Source organism: Paeniglutamicibacter sp. NPDC091659 (assembly GCF_044756805.1).
Lineage (GTDB): Bacteria > Actinomycetota > Actinomycetes > Actinomycetales > Micrococcaceae > Paeniglutamicibacter.
Genome location: NZ_JBIVTO010000004.1, coordinates 224,227 through 244,682 on the forward strand (window position 1 = coordinate 224,227; position 20,456 = coordinate 244,682).

13 protein-coding genes and 1 pseudogene are annotated in these 20,456 nt (G+C 55.7%); 9 read left to right on the forward strand and 5 right to left on the reverse strand.

Annotated features, from left to right (window positions below; translation table 11 throughout):
- Positions 1-19 precede the first annotated feature (19 nt).
- Complete coding sequence (metG, locus tag ACIQLF_RS10045) at positions 20-1,573, forward strand: methionine--tRNA ligase (RefSeq protein ID WP_400297549.1); 1,554 nt, start codon at positions 20-22, stop codon at positions 1,571-1,573.
- A 653-nt stretch (positions 1,574-2,226) separates the two neighbouring features.
- Complete coding sequence (locus ACIQLF_RS10050; RefSeq protein ID WP_400297551.1) at positions 2,227-5,349, forward strand: CDP-glycerol glycerophosphotransferase family protein; 3,123 nt, start codon at positions 2,227-2,229, stop codon at positions 5,347-5,349.
- A 338-nt stretch (positions 5,350-5,687) separates the two neighbouring features.
- Here the strand turns inward: ACIQLF_RS10050 and ACIQLF_RS10055 are convergent, their stop codons facing one another.
- The 5 genes and pseudogenes from ACIQLF_RS10055 to ACIQLF_RS10075 all read right to left on the reverse strand — a co-directional run bounded on the left by ACIQLF_RS10055 (position 5,688) and on the right by ACIQLF_RS10075 (position 11,960).
- Positions 5,688-7,124, reverse strand: coding sequence for an IS1380 family transposase (locus ACIQLF_RS10055; RefSeq protein ID WP_400297554.1), 1,437 nt, complete (start codon positions 7,122-7,124; stop codon positions 5,688-5,690).
- Positions 7,125-7,456: 332 nt separating this feature from the next.
- Positions 7,457-7,774, reverse strand: a pseudogene (locus ACIQLF_RS10060) (IS481 family transposase); the annotation flags it as partial.
- Between the two features lie 581 nt (positions 7,775-8,355).
- Positions 8,356-9,450, reverse strand: coding sequence for a capsular polysaccharide synthesis protein (locus ACIQLF_RS10065; protein ID WP_400297557.1), 1,095 nt, complete (start codon positions 9,448-9,450; stop codon positions 8,356-8,358).
- A 616-nt stretch (positions 9,451-10,066) separates the two neighbouring features.
- Positions 10,067-10,756: a response regulator gene (locus ACIQLF_RS10070; protein WP_400297560.1), complete on the reverse strand. Its 690-nt coding sequence runs from the start codon at positions 10,754-10,756 to the stop codon at positions 10,067-10,069.
- A gap of 4 nt (positions 10,757-10,760) precedes the next feature.
- On the reverse strand, positions 10,761-11,960 hold the full coding sequence (locus tag ACIQLF_RS10075; protein ID WP_400297562.1) for a sensor histidine kinase: 1,200 nt from the start codon (positions 11,958-11,960) through the stop codon (positions 10,761-10,763).
- Between the two features lie 165 nt (positions 11,961-12,125).
- On the opposite strand from ACIQLF_RS10075, the gene ACIQLF_RS10080 reads away from it, so the two are divergent.
- The 7 genes from ACIQLF_RS10080 to ACIQLF_RS10110 all read left to right on the forward strand — a co-directional run bounded on the left by ACIQLF_RS10080 (position 12,126) and on the right by ACIQLF_RS10110 (position 20,441).
- Positions 12,126-13,184 carry a 3-isopropylmalate dehydrogenase gene (locus ACIQLF_RS10080; protein WP_400297565.1) on the forward strand — a complete coding sequence of 353 codons (1,059 nt, stop codon included), beginning with the start codon at positions 12,126-12,128 and terminating at the stop codon, positions 13,182-13,184.
- A gap of 99 nt (positions 13,185-13,283) precedes the next feature.
- Positions 13,284-14,378 carry a branched-chain amino acid aminotransferase gene (locus ACIQLF_RS10085; protein WP_400297567.1) on the forward strand — a complete coding sequence of 365 codons (1,095 nt, stop codon included), beginning with the start codon at positions 13,284-13,286 and terminating at the stop codon, positions 14,376-14,378.
- 97 nt (positions 14,379-14,475) lie between these two features.
- Positions 14,476-15,591 carry a UDP-glucose 4-epimerase GalE gene (galE, locus tag ACIQLF_RS10090; protein ID WP_400297747.1) on the forward strand — a complete coding sequence of 372 codons (1,116 nt, stop codon included), beginning with the start codon at positions 14,476-14,478 and terminating at the stop codon, positions 15,589-15,591.
- Positions 15,592-15,594: 3 nt separating this feature from the next.
- Entirely contained in the window at positions 15,595-16,356 is a 762-nt protein-coding gene (locus ACIQLF_RS10095; protein WP_400297570.1) for a fumarylacetoacetate hydrolase family protein, read from the forward strand.
- Between the two features lie 389 nt (positions 16,357-16,745).
- A complete protein-coding gene (locus tag ACIQLF_RS10100; protein ID WP_400297573.1) occupies positions 16,746-17,897 on the forward strand; it encodes a hypothetical protein in 1,152 nt (383 codons plus the stop codon).
- Between the two features lie 238 nt (positions 17,898-18,135).
- Positions 18,136-19,641: a glutamate--tRNA ligase gene (gene gltX, locus ACIQLF_RS10105; RefSeq protein WP_400297575.1), complete on the forward strand. Its 1,506-nt coding sequence runs from the start codon at positions 18,136-18,138 to the stop codon at positions 19,639-19,641.
- 17 nt (positions 19,642-19,658) lie between these two features.
- A complete protein-coding gene (locus ACIQLF_RS10110; protein ID WP_400297578.1) occupies positions 19,659-20,441 on the forward strand; it encodes an HAD family hydrolase in 783 nt (260 codons plus the stop codon).
- Positions 20,442-20,456: the final 15 nt, after the last annotated feature.

Consider the following 20,456-nt stretch of genomic DNA (forward strand, 5'->3'; position numbering starts at 1 on the left):
ACTACGGTAGATTTCTAGGGTGACTTCTGAGCAGACTCCGTTTTATATCACCACCGCCATCTCGTACCCGAACGGCGTGCCGCACATCGGGCATGCCTACGAGGTAATCGCGACTGACGCCATGGCACGTTTCAAGCGACTTGACGGCTTTGACGTGTTCTTCTTGACAGGTACCGACGAGCACGGCCAAAAGATGTTGCAGACAGCGGAGAAGCAGGGGATCACCCCGCGCGAGCTGGCCCAGCGGAATTCGGATGCTTTCCAGGCCATGAACGACGAGCTGGGCATCAGCTACGATCGCTTCATCCGCACCACCGACTCCGACCACTATGCCGCTGCCCAGGCCATCTGGAAGCGCATGGAGGCAAATGGCGACATCTACCTGGACAAGTACGCAGGCTGGTACTCCGTACGCGACGAGGCTTTCCACGCAGAGGAAGACACCGAAGTCCGTGAAGACGGCATTCGATACTCCAAGGAAACTGACACCGAGGTCACCTGGACCGAAGAGGAATCGTACTTCTTCAAGCTCTCGTCGTACCAAGACAAGCTGCTTGAGCTTTACAAGTCCCAGCCGGACTTCGGTGCGCCCCACTCACGCTTCAACGAAGTCATCCGCTTCGTGGAACGCGGTCTGGAAGACCTATCGATTTCCCGCACTACCTTTGACTGGGGAGTCCCGGTTCCGGGCAACAAGGACCACGTCATGTACGTGTGGGTTGACGCGCTGACCAACTACCTGACGGGCACCGGCTTCCCAGACGTAGAGGCCGAATCCTTCAAGAAGTACTGGCCTGCCGATGTGCACGTGATTGGCAAGGATATTTCGCGTTTCCACGCGATCTACTGGCCGGCCTTCCTGATGTCGGCGAAATTGCCTTTGCCCAAGCGCGTGATGATCCACGGCTTCCTTCACAACAACGGCGTGAAGATGTCCAAGTCGCTGGGCAACGTTGTTTCACCCACCGATTTCATTTCGCAGTACGGGCTGGACCAGGTCCGCTACTTCTTCCTGCGCGAAGTTCCGTTTGGTGCGGATGGCAGCTACAACCATGAAGTCATCGTGGCCCGCATGAACTCGGACCTTGCCAACAATCTCGGAAACCTGGCCCAGCGTTCGCTGTCCATGGTGGCCAAGAACTGTGGGGGATTGGTACCGACCCCCGGAGACTTCACCGACGCCGACCAGCACATCCTGGCTGAGGCCGGCAAGCTCCTCGAACTTTGCCGCGACTCGTACTCGCGCCAGGAGTTCAGCAAGGCGCTCGAAGCCATCTGGACCGTTCTGGGCGACACGAATGCCTACTTCGCGGACCAGGCCCCCTGGGTGCTGCGGAAGACCGACATTGCGCGCATGGAAACCGTCCTGTACGTGACCCTGGAGGTTGTCCGCCGCGTGGCCCTTCTGGTGCAGCCGGTCATGCCGACCGCGGCGGCGACGTTGCTTGACGTTCTGGGTCAGCCCGAGGGATCGGCTCGAGATTTCGATGCATTCAATACCGCGCTGGTAGCCGGCACGGAGCTACCTGCACCGACGCCGATTTTCCCGAAGTACGAAGATCCTAGCCTCTAGCCTCAAATACTTGGTGAAGAATAGACGTGGGTCCAATCGTCGGCCGAAGACGGATGCTCTAGATGCATTTAGGACACTTTGTCCGAAGTGCAACTTTTGAGCGGAATAGAAGCTCTACAGTAAAATCCTTTGTCAACAATCCCAACTTGAATTAAAGAATGCTTGGACTTCTGGATTGCACAGAGATTTTAGCGCGCGTTGGCGTAGAGCGGCCAAAATGTGTACCACTGCGCGATAGATCACGGAACCGAGGCAGATTAAGTGGCGACCGACCAGACCACAGTAACAGCTCGATAATTTTGAGTTAGGCAAGTCGTCGGAATATCCTAGCTGCGACGATGCCGTTCTTCGTCCGCCATGCAAGTGCGATGGTAAGATTTCAGTGTGATTGATTGACTATTTGGTGGGGAATCTTTCCGAATGGCGCTAAGAAGTGTGGACATTGGATAGGCAGACGGTATCCGCTGATGTCATGTCCGACGACTGAACATGTTCATAGCGCGAGGAGCGATGCAACTTCTTGTTGGGCCATAGGCGGCTCAACAAAAGCATGTATTGCTGAGACTAGTACACGTCCTCTTTTCACCTCAAGCAAGAGGATTCACCTTATCTGTGATCATAAAACAGATTCGAATTATTGAAAGACTCTAAGAATGACTGTTCGCAACAAAAACGTTTGGCTTTTCAACTCAGCAAATACTTTCACAGGCAACCCCAAATGGCTGTTTACGTACATCCACAAACACCGCGCTGATATCGAGGCATGGTGGATCTGCGACTCCATGGAAACAATTGAGTTGATTCGCGGTTTAGGTTTCAAAGCTACACAATTCGGGACCCCCGAAGGAAACGCTATCCAGAAACGTGCCGGCGTTTTTGTCGTAAACCAGGTCAAGGAACATATCGCCAAGAATCTCGAGGGCGCCACTATCCTCAACCTTTGGCACGGCGTCGGCGTCAAAAACATTGAACGTGGCATGACTGAAGGCTACCTCTCTGAGCGAATTGCTAAGAAATACATCAAGCACAACCGTACCTATCGAGAATCACAGCTCTTCTTGGTCACATCGCCGATGATGGAAGAACACTTCCGCAAGCAGATCGGTCTGGCTGAACACAACATCATTCGTGCGGGCTATCCGCAGAACACCTACACTAAGCAGTATGGCGAGGTGTCAACTTTTGATCATGATGTATTGAAGCAACGGGGACTGAGTTCAGATGCGAAGATCGCTATCTATTCACCCACGCCCCGCAGAGAATCTTCGGCGGCGTTCCTAGCGCAAGCACTTCCTGACATGCCGCGACTCATTGAGTCCTTGGAAAGTGCAAACACGCTTCTGATCGTAAAAATGCATCCGCATATGGAGAATGATGCATCCTTCCGCCTCATGCGTGAGACCCATGGATCTTCCAAACATCTTCTGTTCTGGGACAATAAGAATGATATATACGAGATCTTCGGCCAAATTGATCTGGCAATCATTGACTATTCGTCAATTTTGTATGACATGCTTGCAGCCGGGGTATCAAATGTAATTCGCTATATTTTTGACTACAACGACGGTACGAATCCTGTACTACAGCCGGAATTTGACTACTTAGACTATTCTTGCGGGACGATCGCTATGAATTTTGAAGAGTTGCTGACAACTATCGGATCTGATAACCGGGTTCCAGCTGAAGAAAATGCCAAACTGGAAGAGCGCTTTTGGGAGTATTCATCGCCTAGCGACTGTGAGAGCATCGTTGATGCAGCACTGAAGTTTGAGCCAGTGCATGTTCCCCTTCCGACGCTCTATAGCTTTGACATTTTCGACACGGTGATTCATAGGCGCGGAGTCTTGCCCGTTTCCGTATTTTATGCGATGCAAGAGCGAATTCGTTCAAGCAACTTGAATTTCCCAAGGTATCTTGTCGATCGTTTTCCTGAGGCACGCCAGCAGGCTGAAGCTGCAGTTCGAGAAAACCGGCGTAAGCGACGAGAATTTCAATCCTCCGGTATGTTAGAAATTCAATTTGAGGATATTTACCAAAAGCTTGCTAGCACGTTTATGCTAAGCGATGAACAGTGCCAGGCCCTTATGGCTTGGGAAACGGAGATAGAGGTTTCCGATACGTTGCCCAACGCGGCGATGATTGACAAGGTGCGCGAGCTCAAGAATGAGGGCAACGACGTTATCCTCATCAGTGACATGTATCTACCTGAAGCTACGATCAAGCGAATGCTGGCAAAGGCAGACCCGCTTCTCGCTGAACTGCCTCTGTTTCTCTCTAGTACTGTCGGCCTTCAAAAATCAACTAGGCGACTCTACTTGCATGTGTACCGCGAGTTGAGCTACGACTATGAAAAATGGGTCCATACTGGCGATAACGACCACGCAGACATCAAGTCGGCGCGCGCAATGGGAATTCAAACTGTTAAACGGCGTACACCGACATTTGATGCCTACGAACGCGCTCTAGTACGACAAATTCCAAACTATGACGGATATCAGCTTGCCAGCATGTTGCATGGAAACCGCTGGGGGATGCAACGTACATCGCATGAACAGTTTTCGTTCCGGCATGTAGCGCTGTATCTGGTGCCGTACGTGGATTGGGTGGTTTCGGACGCGCTGAGGCGCGGCTACAAAACGCTCTACTTTGTATCGCGCGACGGTCACCATATGAAGCGAATCTGTGATGCCTTGATTGAGGAACGGGGTCTCACTCTACGGACTGCTTACATTTATGGTTCGCGAGCCTCCTGGCGACTAGCATCGCAGGTCAATGAAATTGATGATGATGTGTTCTCGATCTATGGAAGTTTTTCCGGTACTGAGAATCTTAAGTCTCTGGCAGAAATTGTTAATCTTAGTGCTAGTGATCTAGTTCAATTGGTCCCGGAAATTGACCAGCATGCAAATGTTGAAAAGCTCTCCAAAACTCAACTTTCTGAGATTTTGGCCATTTTGAAACTGTCGGAGCCATTCCGCAAGCATGTTCTCGCTGTTGGGGCGATTGATCGAGATCTGGTTTCACGGTACTTGGATTCTGTCATTGATTTCGATGAAGAATTTGCCCTTGTTGAATATTGGGGCCGAGGCTACACGCAAGACTGTTTGATCAATATCGTGGAAGAGATGCGGGGAGAGCGAATCGCCGTTCCCTTCTACTATGCAAGGAGCATTTACTCAACTGATGATAGATCGGTGCGTCATAATTTCACGAGCGCCAACTACTCAATGTTGTTTATGGAAGCGGTATTTGCGAACCTCGAACATGGGACTGTGGCTGGTTTTTCCGATTCGCCTGACGGCGTGGTGCCCGTCATGTTGACCAGGAAGAATGATCCCGTTCTCCATCGAGCCCTAGAAAAGGGTCTTGTTGAGTTTGCAAGGTTGTATGCGCGAACTGACTTTGTTGACCTTGAATCTTTAGGCCGCAACGCGTTTCGATTCGGATTTGAGCATTTCAAGGCGCATCCTGGCAACAATATCTACGTTCAGAGACTGGGTGCATTGAAGGATTCAGTGGAAATGGGAGCTACGGAACGTGAGTTTGCTCCAGCCTTCACGTTGAAGGACATTACCGATTCCATGCGTGGATCCGAATTGTTGCATAAGACAAGATCAATGCAGATTTCGCTGGCACGTACAGCTAAACTACCGAGGCTTGTATATCATTGGGAAAATAAGCACAAGATTTCTCAGACATTTTCGACTTGCAGAGAATCATTTAAGCGAAAGATTTCGAGGCTGCATAGAATTATTAATAATTTGAAGAATGATTGATTTTTAGTCTTCGGAGACACTGAGAAGCGATTTTCTTGTGGTGGTGGCGATACTGAAATGTTTCGCCACCACTTTTCTATTGTTTGGCCCTGACTTTTCGTCGGGTGCCGGCAGGCCGTTGGTTCCGTGCTAAATAGCCCCAAATTGGCAAATATACCTAGCCTCGATTTTTCATCGAGTGCCGTCAGGCCGTTGAATCCGTGATTTTCCCGGGGTCAACGGCCTGACTGGTTTTGCGGGCATGCCGGTATGGCCATATCGCTGGCCCAGGCGCCGGGTTCCATCTCCCGGATAGGTTGTTCTTTCGTCTTGAAGGGGCTTGCACGCGGCATCGCTGGCTATGTCGCGCGGCGCCCCTGCCGCCAGCGGTGCCGCAACCGTGCGGAGCCGTCGATGAGCACGGTGAAGAGACTGGCTTCGGGTGCCGCCTCGGGGATCAGCAGCCTTCTCTGCCGGGCGCTGCTGATCAGCTTTCCGGCGATCGAAAAAACCCGGTAGCGCCATCGCTTCATATCCCAGACCCCGGCCCCATGACCCGCGGGCAGGACCGCCAATTGCATCCAGGACACGAAGTTCACCGCGAGCACGGCCAGGTCCGCCCAGAGCTGGTTGGCGGCGAAAGCGTTGAAGGGTAGCTTGCCCAGCCCCGTGTTTTTCAGTGTCTTGATCCTGTTTTCGCACCTGGCCCGGGCGCGGTGCCGGGCATCAAGAAACGCGACGTTCCAGCGCGGTGCGTTGGTGAGGAACGCCGTCACCCGATGCCCGTCGACGTCGAAGAGCGAGGCCTTGGCCCCGGGATGCAAGGGTTCGGCCCGCAAATACAGGCGGGTGCCGTCGGGGTAGTCCTTCAGCTCGATGACCTTGGTTGCGTCGATGACCCACGCATCGTGGCGCTGGTTCCCGTGCTGGTCCAGGGCCGGCTCCCAATGCTCCTTGTCGTTTATCCAGTGGATGAACCGCTCGTTGGGAACCGGCAGCGCGAACGAGGTGGAGAACTGCAGCCCCATCGAATGCAGGTGGTGCAGGAACTCGCGGGAGGCCCCGGCGCTGTCGGTGCGCACCAGGATCCTCTCCGTATCCAGGTTTCCGTGCCCGTCGAGCAAGGCCTCGGGCAGCTGCGCCAGGGCCTCGGCCAGCACGGTGATGTGGTCCTTGGCGTTGTTGGCGGTCTTGTTTCCCGGGCGCAGCATCGCGGCCAGGACCTCCCCGGTCCCGTTCTCCGAGCCGTAATCGATGCTCGCGACCATCGGGGCGAACCCGTACCCTCCCTTGTAGGTGCCGACGCTGTTTTCCTTCTCGGAGTGCACGGTGACGAGAGTGGCGTCGATGTCGATCAGAAGCGGATCCAGCCGGGTGGCCAGGACAGCGGGGTTCCGTGTCCCTGCAGCTTCCCAGATCCGCGAACGCAGTCGCCGGCTGAGGGTGGTGAATCCGTGGGCGAATGCCTCGGGCTGACCGGTGGCCCGTGCCACGAAACTGGACACCGTCGCGTTCGAGGGGACCTGCCCGAAGAGCCCCGGGCTGTTGCGCAGCACGTCCAGGTCCGAGACGTGTTCCCCGCCGCCGGCCAGCATCACCGCCAGCGAGCCAAGGATCCGGCCCGGCCGGTGCACGGCACGCTCCGGGACGAACTGGGAGAAACGGTCCTCGCACAAGGCACCGAAACCGGTCGCGTCCACGAACGAGCTCAGTACGTTCAACCCGGCGTGGGAAACCAGCAACTGGCCGCTGAACGATACGGGAACGGAGGGAAAAACACGGATAGTATTGATCATTGAAAAGGTGAGTCCTGATTTGGTGGATAGATGGCGTCGTAACCTCTATTTTCCAGATCAGGCCACCTTTTCGCTGCTAAAGTTGCTTAATGACACCGCACCTCATGAAACCGTCAGGCTAGGTGGTACACCCAGTCCACGTAGTTGGTGGGTCATCTCTCAGGACATCGTTTACGCACCTCGTCAGATGTAATCACTCATGCCTTCGTTTACACACGCACTCATTACATCGTTTACAAACGAACTCGATACATCCTTTACACGTGGCGTCAGCACATCACTGACAATCAAACTCAACAGATCGCTGACACCACGCGTGCCGGATTCCCCGCTCAGGCTTGGGCCGGTTCCTCCACGGAGAAGTAGATGTCCTCGTAGTCGATCCTCTTCTGCGTCCAGGCCGGTTTCGGATCCCTGATCCGTGCCCCGTGCACCTGCCACAAGGGCACCAGCCTGGCACTGGAGGCCAGCCTGACCGGCAGCGGGAAGTACAGGCTCTGCTCGCCGTCAACGGTGCCGTAAAGCGTGTACGCATCATTGGTCAGGATCAGCTGGTACTCACTGACCAGGTGGATGGGCACCTTGAAGATCCAGCCCCGGTGGTAGATCTGCGGATTGGTTCGCCGGATCTGGATCACGTCATCGCACTGTGCTAAATAGCGTCAAATGGTAGCGGTGTTCTGACGAGGTGTAAACGATGTGCTGAGAGATGACAAAGCACCGCGTTGTATCCACCGTACCCAACTTGAAGAAAAATCTGGGAGTGAGCGCCGTCAGTATCCATACGCAGAGGAAGGGTTCGGAGCTGCAGGGCTGTTGAAAGTCGCTTAAGTTGTCGATCAAGCTGGCACCGGTTGTTACGAAATGTCAGTGATGGACGTGCCCCGCCGGGTGTTCCCGGCAGGGCGGTCGATATCAGAGTTGCGGCTCGATTGGTATCGATGCCGGATTAATTATCCGGCGAATTCTGCCTCCACCGTTTGTACCGTGGAGTCGTCCTCGACCGAGTTTTGGGTTGGGCTGGTGGCCAAAGCCTGGCCGCGGCGAAACGGTGACGAGGTGTTGGTCCAGGGCAGCCAGGAACGTTGCTTTCAATTGACGGTTCAGGATAGGTTGTGCGGCCCGGCGTAGAGCGAAGCATAATTCGGTTTCCATGCAAACATTCGTACGTTAGACGGATTTCGGCACAATCTGTTCATTCGTAGTGTCGTGACTATCCTGCGATGGGCACTTATTGTCCCCGTGCTGCCTCTGAAACAAGGCGGGCAACGCCCGTCGTCGGATCGCCGAGCTTGGACTGATCAAACTTCCATGTCAGTTTGTTCACTGGGCTTCGTCGGCGTATATCGAACCACTCATGATCGGCAAGGCGTCGTCCGAGAGACTTGTTCATTTCCAAGGCTTCGCGGGGGTGCAAGTACAGACCGGTGTCCCAATCATTGCGGTAGCGGGCGTCGGTCCAGTAGAGCATCTCAACGATGTCGTGGAACATGAAGTAGTTGGACCAAGGGCGTCCAGATTCAAGCCAGAGGTGTAATGCTGCGCGCAGTAGTTGCAGGCGGTACGAGTCCGGCTGAGCCCAGAAGAACCAATTGCCGGTACGAGACCCACGATAGGTGTACAGGAAAAAGTTCTCACGGTTTATCTGGTCGTACAGGAAGGGAAAGCCTGGGTTCAGCAGGCAGGTGGCGTCTAGCCAGAGACCGCCATGTGTGGAGAGCAGGTTCAATCGGATAACGTCCGAGCGGTGCGCTGGATTCTCGATGCCAGCCAGAAGACTTTCATCGATCGTTACCCAATCCTTGATTGTTGCTGCATTGAGCTCTACAACTTCAAGATCTTCTGGGGCAAACTTATGCATCGACTCGATGCACTGGCGCACAATGTCTGGTCGGTTGTCGGTGTCCCAATAGACGAAAGCTCGGGCAGCGGTTGTGCGCTCTTTCGCTTGTAAGCACGCGAGTTCAGCACTGGTACTCAACTCCGCCGCATGTTCAGTGAGGAACGTTGCGATAGTGTCACGTTCAACTGGCGCGGCGGCATAAACCCCAAAGGCTGCAGCGGAATCGTAGCATGTTGATGGGTGTAGTCGATTCGCTAGACTAGTGTACGTAGCTGCAACATCGTGACTGCCCATCCGCTCATGTGCCGAAGCGGCACTCAACCAAATATTTCGGTCGCTTTCGCCGTTCCGAAGAGCCTCATCAAACTCTATTGCAGCAGTTTTCCAATCTTGGGCGTGGAAAGCCTCAAAACCGAGTTGCTTCTTGCCGGAAGGTGCCCGGATTGCATACTTGGCTATGCTGCTAAAGAATTGGTGTTTCATTTGGCCTTCCGAATGCGGTGTGCTGGAGATATCGTACTATTCTAAGCCGCGAGGCTCGGCATACCGTATCCAGTCATACGGTAGGTATTTTGTAGGGCCTGATATGTAGAAGGCATAAATAATGTGCTTCCAAGCAGCGAATGGCGATGGCTGCGCTATGAGCGTAAGCGCTTCCTAACATGCCAGAGCTAAGCGGTACCACGGTGAGGGAGCAAACCGGCTCGATCACGGACGTCGAGAATCAGCAATCCAATCATTGTGTCTAACTTAGTTTTGGCAGAATCAAGCTATGAACCGTCCAAGAACAGTTACGGAGCGCGTGCTGGTGGGCTCACTTCTAGAATCAAAGATCTTCCCGCTATCTCCGGAGGCAATGTCATTGGATTGCCGGACTTCTGTTGCGCGATCCCGACCGTCATGATCAACCTGTTAGTGCCCTTCAAACGCGGGTTAACCAGGTCGCACACCCGAAACACCCTGTCAACAGTGCCAACACGGAGAACATTGCATACGGCACTGAAACTTGTTCCAGGGCGCAGGCCTAGACAACATTCTGTGCTTCCTTGCTTCCCTGCAGCGGATAGCATCCGTGGATTTTGAATTCAGGTGCAGGTCCCTAGGGCGTCACCACACCTGTTTCGTATGCAATCACGACTGCCTGAACCCGGTCCCTCGCGTTGAGCTTGGCCAAGATGTGTCCAACGTGCGTCTTGACCGTGGCTTCAGAGAGATAGAGGCCGGCGGCGATTTCCGGATTGGACTGGCCGTTGGCGATAAGCCCGAAAACTTCGCGTTCACGGGGTGTCAACGATTCCACCGCCTTGACGTGAATGCTGTCCGGCAAAGTCGAACGGCGAAGGATCGGTGCGACATGGTCCAGCAGCCGGCGAGTGGTTGACGGAGCGATGACGGCATCACCGCGGAATACTGTGCGAATCGATTCGAGCAATTCTTCGGGAGGCGCATCCTTAAGCAGGAACCCGCTGGCGCCTGCCTGAATTGCCGAAAGTGCGTACTCATCAAGGTCGAAAGTGGTCAGCACTATCACCCTTGGCCCAGGCGAATCCTTGGACCGTCCAGCGAGCAAATGCTCGGTGGTTTCGATGCCATTCATTTCCGGCATACGAACGTCCATCAGAATGACATCAGAGCCAGCCAACGCCGGAGAAGCGAGAGCTTCCCGTCCATTGGAAGCTTCTGCAACCACTTCAAGGTCGGGTTGTGAGTTGATGAGCATCCTGAAGCCGCTGCGAACTAAAAGCTGGTCGTCTACGAGGGCGACGCGAATGGGATTGTCTTTCAACAAGTTTCTAATCCTCTGTGTAAGGGATGAATACTGCAACATGGAACCCGCCGCCGGGAACTGGATTCGCTTCCACCCGGCCATCATAGAGCGAAACCCGTTCACTCATTCCCCGCAAGCCCTGACCGGCATCTGCGGTTCCGAGGGCGCCGGCTCCGCGGCCATTGTCTGTGATGGCGATATTCAATCCACGGTAATCCCAAGCGAGTCTCACCGTTGCCTGAACGGATGGACCTGCATGCTTGACCACATTCGTCAGGGCTTCCTGAATGGCGCGGTATGACGTCAGCTCGGCACCCGCAGGAAGTTCCCGGCGTGCTTGACCGGATTCCGAGTAGCTAATGTCAAGGCCGGTTTTTCTTGTTGCATCCAGCAAATCATGGATGTCTGCAAGGGTGGGGAGCGGCCGGGTGGAAGCTTCCTCGTCGTTCCGGAGTACCCCCAAGAGCCGGCGCATCTCGCGAAGCGACCCTCGGCCGGTATTGGCAATCGTGGCAAGTGTCGCGCGCGCGATTTCCGGTTCGTGTTCACTTGCATACCGGGCGCCGTCAGCCTGGGTGATGATGACGGAAAGCGAGTGCGCCACGATGTCATGCATTTCGCGCGCAATGTGGCTACGCTCATCCGCGGCAGCCAGATCTCGCTCTTGCTGCCGCTCGATTTCTAGCCTTCGAGCACGATCTTCCAGGGTCTGCATCGCCAGCCGACGTGTGCGTGCCAGATCGCCAAAGGTCCAAGCGACCATGACAACGAGGCCGAGCCCCACAAAGCTGATTAGGGTTCCTTCAATGGTGAAACCGTTGGCCATGCTGAGCTTTAACGTCACCAGCAGTGCGCCGAGAAAACCGGCGGCAATGCCGGCGATGGATTGCCACCTTTTCGCATAAGCAGCAAGCGTGTACACGGTAATGGGAACGGCAATCTGTGATGGCAGATAGACATCGGTGATGCCCACCTGAACCAGGTGGGCAGCTACGATTACACCCGCCGAAATACCGGGCCTTCGTCGACGCCAAATGAGGGGGAGGGTTTGCGCCGACCCCAAAAACAACGCCGGAACGAACTGACTGACACCGTTCACGACGATACCTGACATCGTAAATGCACTGGAGAGACCAAACGCAAGCCAGATTGCGATACCCAGAATGAGATCTACTTTGTTGGGGTTTTCGCGTATCCAGCGGTCAATGGTGCGATGTGGAGTCATATGGTCCTGCGTTTTCGGGGGAATGGTCTCTGTGGCAAGCCTACTCTCGGACCTGCTTTCGTGGCATCATGCCAGGGGCTGATTGGCGGACGTCACATTTATCCAAAAAGTCCACACTTTGAGACAGAGTGATCACATAGTGATACGAATAGCTATCATGAGATTATGAGCGAATCCTTGAATATTGCCGTCATTCCAGGTGACGGAATTGGGCCTGAAGTAATTGCCGAAGCCGTAAAAGTCTTGAAGAAGGCAGCCGAGCTGAGCGAAGTCCCGCTGGTGCTGACCGACTACAAGCTTGGTGCCGAACATTGGCTTGAAACGGGGGAGACCCTGCCGGACGAAACCCTCGAGGCCTTGAAGTCCCACGACGCCATACTCTTTGGCGCGGTCGGTGCGGCGCCCGGTGATACCCGGATTCCGTCCGGGCTCATCGAGCGGGAACTATTGCTCAAGCTCCGCTTTAGCTTGGATCACTTTGTAAACCTGCGCCCGGCCAAACTCTACCCGGGAGTTCCGAGCCCTCTGGCGGAACCCGGAGATGTCGACTTCATCGTTGTCCGAGAAGGAACCGAAGGGCCTTACGTGGGCAACGGCGGTGCCCTGCGGGTAGGCACGCCGCACGAAATTGCCACTGAAGTTTCAGTGAATACAGCATATGGTGTGGAGCGCGTGGTTCGAGACGGGTTCCGTCGCGCCAATGAACGTGCACGCAAACACGTGACGCTCGTGCATAAGCACAACGTCTTGGTCTACGCCGGCCACTTGTGGCGCCGGACCGTGGAAGCCGTTGCCGCCGAGTTCCCAAACGTCACCCACGACTACCTGCATGTCGATGCCGCAACGATCTTCATGACCACCAATCCATCGCGCTTTGACGTTATCGTGACTGACAACCTGTTCGGTGACATCCTCACGGACCAAGCCGGTGCGATTACCGGCGGCATTGGATTGGCCGCTTCGGGAAACATCAATATGGATCGCACGGCTCCTTCCATGTTCGAACCGGTACACGGATCGGCGCCGGATATTGCCGGACAGCAGAAGGCCGACCCGACCGCTGCGATCCTTTCGGTTGCGCTGCTGCTGGATCACGTTGGGCTGCCGAAGGCCGCGCGTCGCGTTGAAGAAGCAGTGGAAAGCGACATTGCTTCGCGGGACGAAATGACCGACCCGCGCACCACGGCTGAAATCGGCGATGCAATCGTAGCGGCACTGGCTTAGGCTTGAGTCTAGGTTCGCTACGGAACCGAATCATTGGGTGGCAAGTCATGATTGACTTGCCACCGCAAAACCCTTTCGAAGAGGAAGCCTGACGGCATCATGGAATTCACCGAAGAACTTTCACACCAACGCAAGAGTGACCAGGACCGCGCTGCCATCTTGGCGAATCCCGGATTTGGCGACTTCTTCACCGACCACACGGCAGTCATTGACTGGACCGCCGGTGATGCTGGTGTGACGGGTACTTGGGCCAACGCTCGTGTTGAACCGTACGGTCCCATCTCCTTGGATCCAGCGGCTTCGGTTTTGCACTACGGCCAGGAAATCTTTGAAGGCCTCAAGGCATACCGTCACGCGGATGGAACAGTCTGGACCTTCCGTCCCTATGCAAACGCTGCTCGGTTGAACCGCTCGGCCGAGCGCCTTGCACTCCCGCAACTTGATGAGGAAGCCTTCGTCGAGTCCTTGCGCCGCTTGGTCAAGGCAGACGTCCAATGGGTACCGTCCGGTGACGGCGAGGCTCTCTACCTTCGCCCCTTCATGATCGCCACCGAGGCCTTCCTGGGTGTCCGCGCTGCACGTGAGGTTTCTTTCCGTGTCATTGCGTCACCAGCTGGTAACTACTTCGGCGGCGAACTGAAGCCGGTTGGGATTTGGGTTTCGCACAACTATGCTCGCGCCGGGCGTGGCGGTACCGGTGCGGCCAAGTGCGGCGGCAACTATGCCGCTTCTTTGGTTGCACAGCTTGAAGCCGAACGAAACGGTTGCAAGCAGGTCCTCTTCCTTGACCCGTTCAATGACGAGGCAGTGGAAGAGCTTGGTGGCATGAATGTATTCTTCGTCATGAAGGGCGGCAAGCTTGTCACCCCGCGCCTGACGGGAACCATTCTTGAAGGCATTACCCGCTCCTCGATCATCGAGCTTGCGAAGGACCGTGGGATGGAAGTCGAAGAAAGGACCATCACCTTGGGGGAATGGCGTTCGGGAATCGCCAACGGCGATATCAAGGAAGTCTTTGCCTGTGGCACGGCTGCCGTCATCACCCCGATCGGCGTCCTCAAGAACGGTGAAGAGCACATCGGTGACCCAGAAGCCCCGGCAGGCGAAGTAACCATGGCGTTGCGAACCGAATTGCTGGGCATTCAGACTGGCGCGGTTGCCGATCGCCACGGATGGCTTGAGCGACTGGCCTAAATCTTAGGCAATACATGTTGGGTGGGATTCGTTTTGAATCCCACCCAACACTCGTTTAATCGCATGAATCTGGTCAAACATAACTAGAATGGAAATCATGCGAATTTTGGTCACCGGCGGTGCCGGCTATATCGGATCCCATACTGTTCTCTTGCTGCTTGAAGAGGGGCATGAGGTGCACGTTTACGACAACCTAAGCAATTCTTCGCCTGAAGCCCTTCACCGGGTTGCCGAATTGACCGGTAAAAACGCCACCCTTCATGTGGGGGATCTGCTGGACGCTGGGCGTCTTGAAGAGGTATTTGAATTGGCCCGCCCGGAAGCCGTGATTCACTTTGCCGGACTCAAGGCAGTGGGGGAGTCCGTGGCTAAGCCGCTCACCTACTACCGCAACAACGTGACCGGCACGCTCAACCTACTGGAGATCATGGATGCCCATGATGTCCGCACGTTCGTGTTCAGCTCCTCGGCAACGGTTTATGGAGAAACGCAGGAGCTGCCAATCACGGAGTCGACCGCGCTCTCTGCCACAAACCCTTATGGGCGCACGAAGCTGCACATTGAATTCATGCTTGATGATTTGGCGGCATCCGACCCGCGCTGGTCAATTGCGAAGCTCCGCTACTTCAATCCCGTCGGCTCCCACGAGTCGGGGCGCATCGGCGAAGATCCACAGGGCATCCCCAACAACTTGATGCCTTTCATTGCACAGGTTGCAGTTGGTGTGCGCGAAAAGGTCAGCGTCTTTGGCAGCGATTACCCGACGCCGGATGGCACCGGAGTGCGTGACTACATTCACGTAGTCGATTTGGGTGCCGGCCATTTGGCTGCCCTTGAATACTTGCAGGACCACGGTGGGCTTCATGCCTGGAACCTTGGAACGGGACACGGTTCCTCCGTCCTAGAAGTTATCCAGGCATTCGCCCGGACGTCCAAGCAAGAGATCCCTTATGAGGTTGTTGATCGCCGCCCCGGTGACGTCGCGGCAAGCTATGCAGACCCGAGCCTGGCTCGCGAAGAAATCGGTTGGAAGGCCGAACGGGGTCTCGAACAGATGGTCGAAGACATGTGGCGTTGGCAATCGACCAACCCAACCGGTTATCCGGACAAGCCCGCATTTATTGCCGGGGATGAAGATCCGGTGCTTTCGTCTGACGAGCCGAAGGCCTCGGCTGGCGATGAAACCGATCCAGAAGAAACGACTAAGGTGTAACGCATGCGTATTGCTCGTTTTGTAGTTGACGGTGACCCAATGTATGGAGTCGTTGAAGGCGATGACGTTCTTGTCATTGCCGGCGACCCTTTCTTCCAGGGCATCAAGCCCACCGGCGCCAAGCACAAGCTTGAAGATATCCGCCTGTTGGCGCCGATCATTCCCCGTTCCAAGGTCATCGGCTTTGGGCGTACCTATGCTGATCATGCCGCCGAACTCGGAAACGCGGTTCCAGCCGAGCCGCTGATGTTCCTGAAGCCAAACACGGCGGTGGTCGGTTCCGGCGACCCAATCACACTGCCAAGCTTCTCTGACGAGATTTCCTATGAGGGCGAACTTGCCGTCGTCATTGGAAGAATCTGTAAGGACGTTCCGGCGGAAAAGGCCGGCGATGTGATTTTCGGTTACACCGTTGCCAATGACCTCACCGCCCGCGATGCTCAGCGAACCGATGGCCAGTGGGCACGCGCCAAGGGCTGGGACGGTTCCTGCCCGCTGGGTCCTTGGATCCAGACCGAGCTGGACCAGGATGACACGCAGTTGACTACCCGACTGGACGGCAAGGTAGTCCAGGACGGCAACACCTCGGAAATGGTCTGGAGTGTAAACGACCTGGTTGCCTATGCTTCGCAGGCCTTCACGCTGCTTCCGGGCGATGTGATTCTCACGGGCACGCCGGCAGGCGTCGGCCTGGTCACCGAAGGACAGCGAGTGGAAATTGAAATTGAGGGAATCGGAACCCTCAGCAATCCGTTCCGCCGTTAGTGGCAGATGCGGAGACGTATCGATCTGCGTCATATTTTGTTTGGATTGAAATTGTCGTTACGATTTAGGAGTTAGTTTCTTTTTTGCCATCGAAGCTGACACCACACTGTAGTAGGTCCCGGTTTTTCGGGGCCTACTGCTATTTAAAGCGGATTCATGACATATTAGGCCAATAAGATGCCTGAACTTCTCGTAATTTTGCCAATCGAGTTTGCCATTCAGGGCACGCATCGAGATTTGAGGCACAGCAGATCACTGTAGCCCGCAACCGGACCCTTTCGCGTCACCGGACTTGCGTTATGTGCTCTGGTCACATAGCCCTTCGAATCATTCCATGCGATGGGGTAACGTTGCTGAAAATCTCTCATAGAAGCACAAAAGGGGAATTCGTGAGAAAGCTAGTCTCTGTACTTGTATCCGGGGCCCTGATCGTGGCGTCGTTTACCCTGCCTAGTGCCGCGGTCGCCGCGTCGGCAGGCAACATAACATCATCGGCTGCAGTCGCTGTGACCGCCGCTAAGAAGAAGGTGAAAACGCCGAAAATTGTTTCGGGCAAGACGACTGTCAACCGGTTCAACGGATATGATCCCTCGATCCAGACGATCACGTTGCCTGTCTTGGAGAATTCCACTTCAAAGAACCGGAAGGCGTTTAAGTCGCATGCCAATGTTCTGGTCGAATCCATGCAACGGAAGTTCAATAGAGCGACCTATGGCGAGTGCAAGAATTCCGACACCGCAACATTCGATGCGTCTCCGGCGTACAGCAACGTCTACAAGCAACGCTACGCTTCGGTGAGCATTGAGTTCGACATGTATGCCTGCGGAGCCACTTTATCGAGTGAGGTGAAATCGTTCACCTTGGATTTGAAAACTGGCAAGACGGTCGGGATCGGGAGATTTGTGGACCAGGACGACGTCACCACCAAGGTAGCCATTGCCCATAGGTTCCAATACGACCCGAAGCTCGAACTCTGCGCTAGCCCGATGATTCCCAGTGCCAAGCCGGGTAGATCTGGCCATATTCCCCGGCCCACTGCGTGGGTCGTCTCGTCGAAGGGCATCCGGTTCCACTTCGCGAAGTACGCCATTGGTACAAGCGAGTGCGGTCTTCCCAGCGGGATCCTGCCTTGGAACCACGTCGCGACAGCAAAGGAAATGACGGGTCCAGTCAAGAACCGGATATACGTCAGTCAACTAAAATACAACGACAAAACCAAAGAGTCTCGGGGATGGATTGAGGCTATATCGGTCCAGGGGCGGAAAGTCACCATGTTTGAGACCTATGCCGGTGAAAGACTTTCAAGGTCCGGATGCAGCCAAGGAATTCGAACCGGAAAAGCCGTCTGGGTTGGCCAGATCGCGGGAGCCGGTGAGATGCCGTACAAGTTCAAGCTGACGGGTGCTTCCACGAACCCTAAAAAGCATTATGACGCGTTTGGCAAGGCCCAGGGCTGGCATGAAGCCACCGCCAAGGACTTGAAGCTCATCAAGAAAATTACTGGTAGCAAGGTGACTGCTCGAAAGATATGTGGGGCCTAAGCAAAACCCAGGGAAGTCTTGTGGCGTACTGAAGCTCAAGACTCGATCAGGCAATCCTGGAGATCAAGTTTTGATCTTCGGCCCGCAGAACCGCCGCTACAGTGAATGGTCGCACCCTTCTATAAGAAGGGTGCGACCATTTCCTTTGGACCGATGCCCCGTGGTGGGCGGTTTCCATTGCCAAGGCGATCGAACTGCATCCCGGTGCACTGGCCGCGCGGCATAGAATAGACACATCATGACTGATGTAGCCCTCATTCCCACTGTGACCGATGAAACCCCCGTCCGCGTACGCTTCTGCCCGTCCCCGACAGGCACCCCGCACGTTGGCCTAATCCGCACCGCCCTGTTCAACTGGGCATATGCGCGCCACACCGGCGGCAAGATGATCTTCCGCATCGAAGACACAGATGCCAAGCGTGACTCCGAAGAAAGCTACAACCAGTTGCTTGATGCGCTGGACTGGCTCGGAATCACCTGGGACGAAGGCGTCAACGTCGGCGGCCCGCACGAGCCATACCGCCAGTCCCAGCGCGGAGACATCTACCAGGATGTCATCGCCAAGTTGCGCGCCGCGGGTCACCTCTACGAATCCTTCTCCACTCCGGAAGAAGTGGAAGAACGCCACAAGGCGGCCGGCCGCGACCCGAAGCTGGGTTACGACGGATTCGACCGCAAATTGTCCGCAGAGCAGATCGCCGCGTACCGCGCCGAGGGCCGCGAGCCGGTGCTGCGCGTTCGCATGCCGGATGAAGACATCACCTTCACCGACCTTGTGCGCGGCGAAATCACCTTCAAGCCGGGTACCGTTCCCGACTTCGTGGTTGTTCGCGCCAACGGCCAGCCGCTGTACACCTTGGTCAACCCGGTTGACGATGCGCTCATGGGGATCACCCACGTTCTTCGCGGCGAAGACCTGCTGTCCTCGACCCCGCGCCAGATCGCTCTCTACCGGGCCCTGATCGACGTCAACGTCGCCCAGTACATGCCGCTTTTCGGCCACCTGCCATATGTAATGGGCCAGGGAAACAAGAAGCTTTCCAAGCGTGATCCGGAATCAAGCCTCTTCCTTCACCGCGACCGTGGATTCATCCCCGAGGGCCTGCTCAATTATCTCTCGCTGCTGGGCTGGTCCCTGAGCGCCGACGAGGACATCTTCACTCGTGATCAGCTCATCGAGGCATTCGACGTCCACAACGTGCTGTCCAATCCTGCGCGCTTCGACATCAAGAAGGCAGAAGCCATCAACGGCACGCATGTGCGCATGCTGGAGGCCGAAGATTTCCGCGACCGCCTGATTCCCTACCTGCAGGCCAACGAGCTGGTCGGCGACGACCTGACCGAACGCCAGCAGGAAATCCTCGCCGAGGCCGCGCCGCTCGTCCAGGAACGCATCACCTTGTTGGGTGAAGCCCCCGAGATGCTTGAGTTCCTTTTCCGCGCGGATTCGGAAATCATTCCGGCCGCGGATGCCCTGAAGGGACTTCCGGAAAACACCGCCGAAATCCTTGACGCAGGCATCGCCGCACTGGAGGCTGCGCCTGAATGGACCGCAGAGTCCATCCAGGAAGCGCTGAAGTCGGCCCTGGTCGAGGGGTTGGGCATCAAGCCGCGTCATGCTTTCGGCCCTATCCGCACCGCTGTGTCCGGCAAGCGCATTTCACCGCCGCTCTTTGAATCCATGGTGATTCTTGGCAAGGAATCTTCGCTCGCCCGCGTGCGTGCTTTCCGGGCCACCCGGTAGGGAAGATCAAAAAGATCGTGGACAACGCGACCAACGCCCTCAGCTCACTTGACGGACTAGCTTCCGCCGCCCGAGTTGAGGGCGTTCTTTTTGACATTGACGACACCCTGGTCGACCTGAACTCTGCCGCTATCCAAGGCTTCCACCTGTTGACAGCCGAGGACTTCGAGAACATCCCCCTGGTTGCACGTGAGCGCATTGCGCGTGACTACGCGGACGACGGCGCAGGTGCCTATGAACGCTACATGAGCGGCGAACTTACATTCCTTGGGCAGCGCGTTGAGCGGATCAAGCGCGCCTATGCTCTTGCTGAGCTGGATGCCCCGCCGGCCGAATCGATGGGCGAGTGGTGCGACGCGTACGAGCGCGCGGTGCGCAGCATGTGGGCGCCATTCCCTGATGTCCACCGCTGCCTTGATGAGTTGGACGCGATGGGCATTCCCTATGGGGCGGTGAGCAACAACGTGGAAAGCTACCAGCGTGGGAAGCTCAGTGCCTCGGGCCTTGAGCGGATTTCCGTTCTTGTGGGTTCCGATACTGCCGGTGCGCCAAAGCCGGATCCGCGTCCGTTCCACGCAGGTTGCCTATTGCTTGGCACTTCAATCGGCGCAACCCTTTACGTGGGGGACAACCCAGTCAATGATGTTCAGGGTGCGCGCGAAGCGGGGCTGCTTGGAATCCTGCTAAATCGTGCCCCAGATCACAAAAATGGTTCGGGGAATTGCATTGAAAACTTGGCGTCATTACCCCTCCTGATCACCGGAAATGCGGGGTTATTGAGGCCCCGGACCCCCGAGTGACCCCCGATTTGTACT

Bases quoted from the DNA above. Each gene is read 5' to 3' on its own strand.
- ACIQLF_RS10095 (WP_400297570.1), top strand. From the start codon at position 15,595: ATGCGTATTGCTCGTTTTGTAGTTGACGGTGACCCAATGTATGGAGTC.
- ACIQLF_RS10065 (WP_400297557.1), bottom strand. From the start codon at position 9,450: ATGAAACACCAATTCTTTAGCAGCATAGCCAAGTATGCAATCCGGGCA.
- gltX (WP_400297575.1), top strand. From the start codon at position 18,136: ATGACTGATGTAGCCCTCATTCCCACTGTGACCGATGAAACCCCCGTC.
- ACIQLF_RS10075 (WP_400297562.1), bottom strand. From the start codon at position 11,960: ATGACTCCACATCGCACCATTGACCGCTGGATACGCGAAAACCCCAAC.
- ACIQLF_RS10080 (WP_400297565.1), top strand. From the start codon at position 12,126: ATGAGCGAATCCTTGAATATTGCCGTCATTCCAGGTGACGGAATTGGG.
- ACIQLF_RS10050 (WP_400297551.1), top strand. From the start codon at position 2,227: ATGACTGTTCGCAACAAAAACGTTTGGCTTTTCAACTCAGCAAATACT.
- ACIQLF_RS10055 (WP_400297554.1), bottom strand. From the start codon at position 7,124: ATGATCAATACTATCCGTGTTTTTCCCTCCGTTCCCGTATCGTTCAGC.
- galE (WP_400297747.1), top strand. From the start codon at position 14,476: ATGCGAATTTTGGTCACCGGCGGTGCCGGCTATATCGGATCCCATACT.
- ACIQLF_RS10085 (WP_400297567.1), top strand. From the start codon at position 13,284: ATGGAATTCACCGAAGAACTTTCACACCAACGCAAGAGTGACCAGGAC.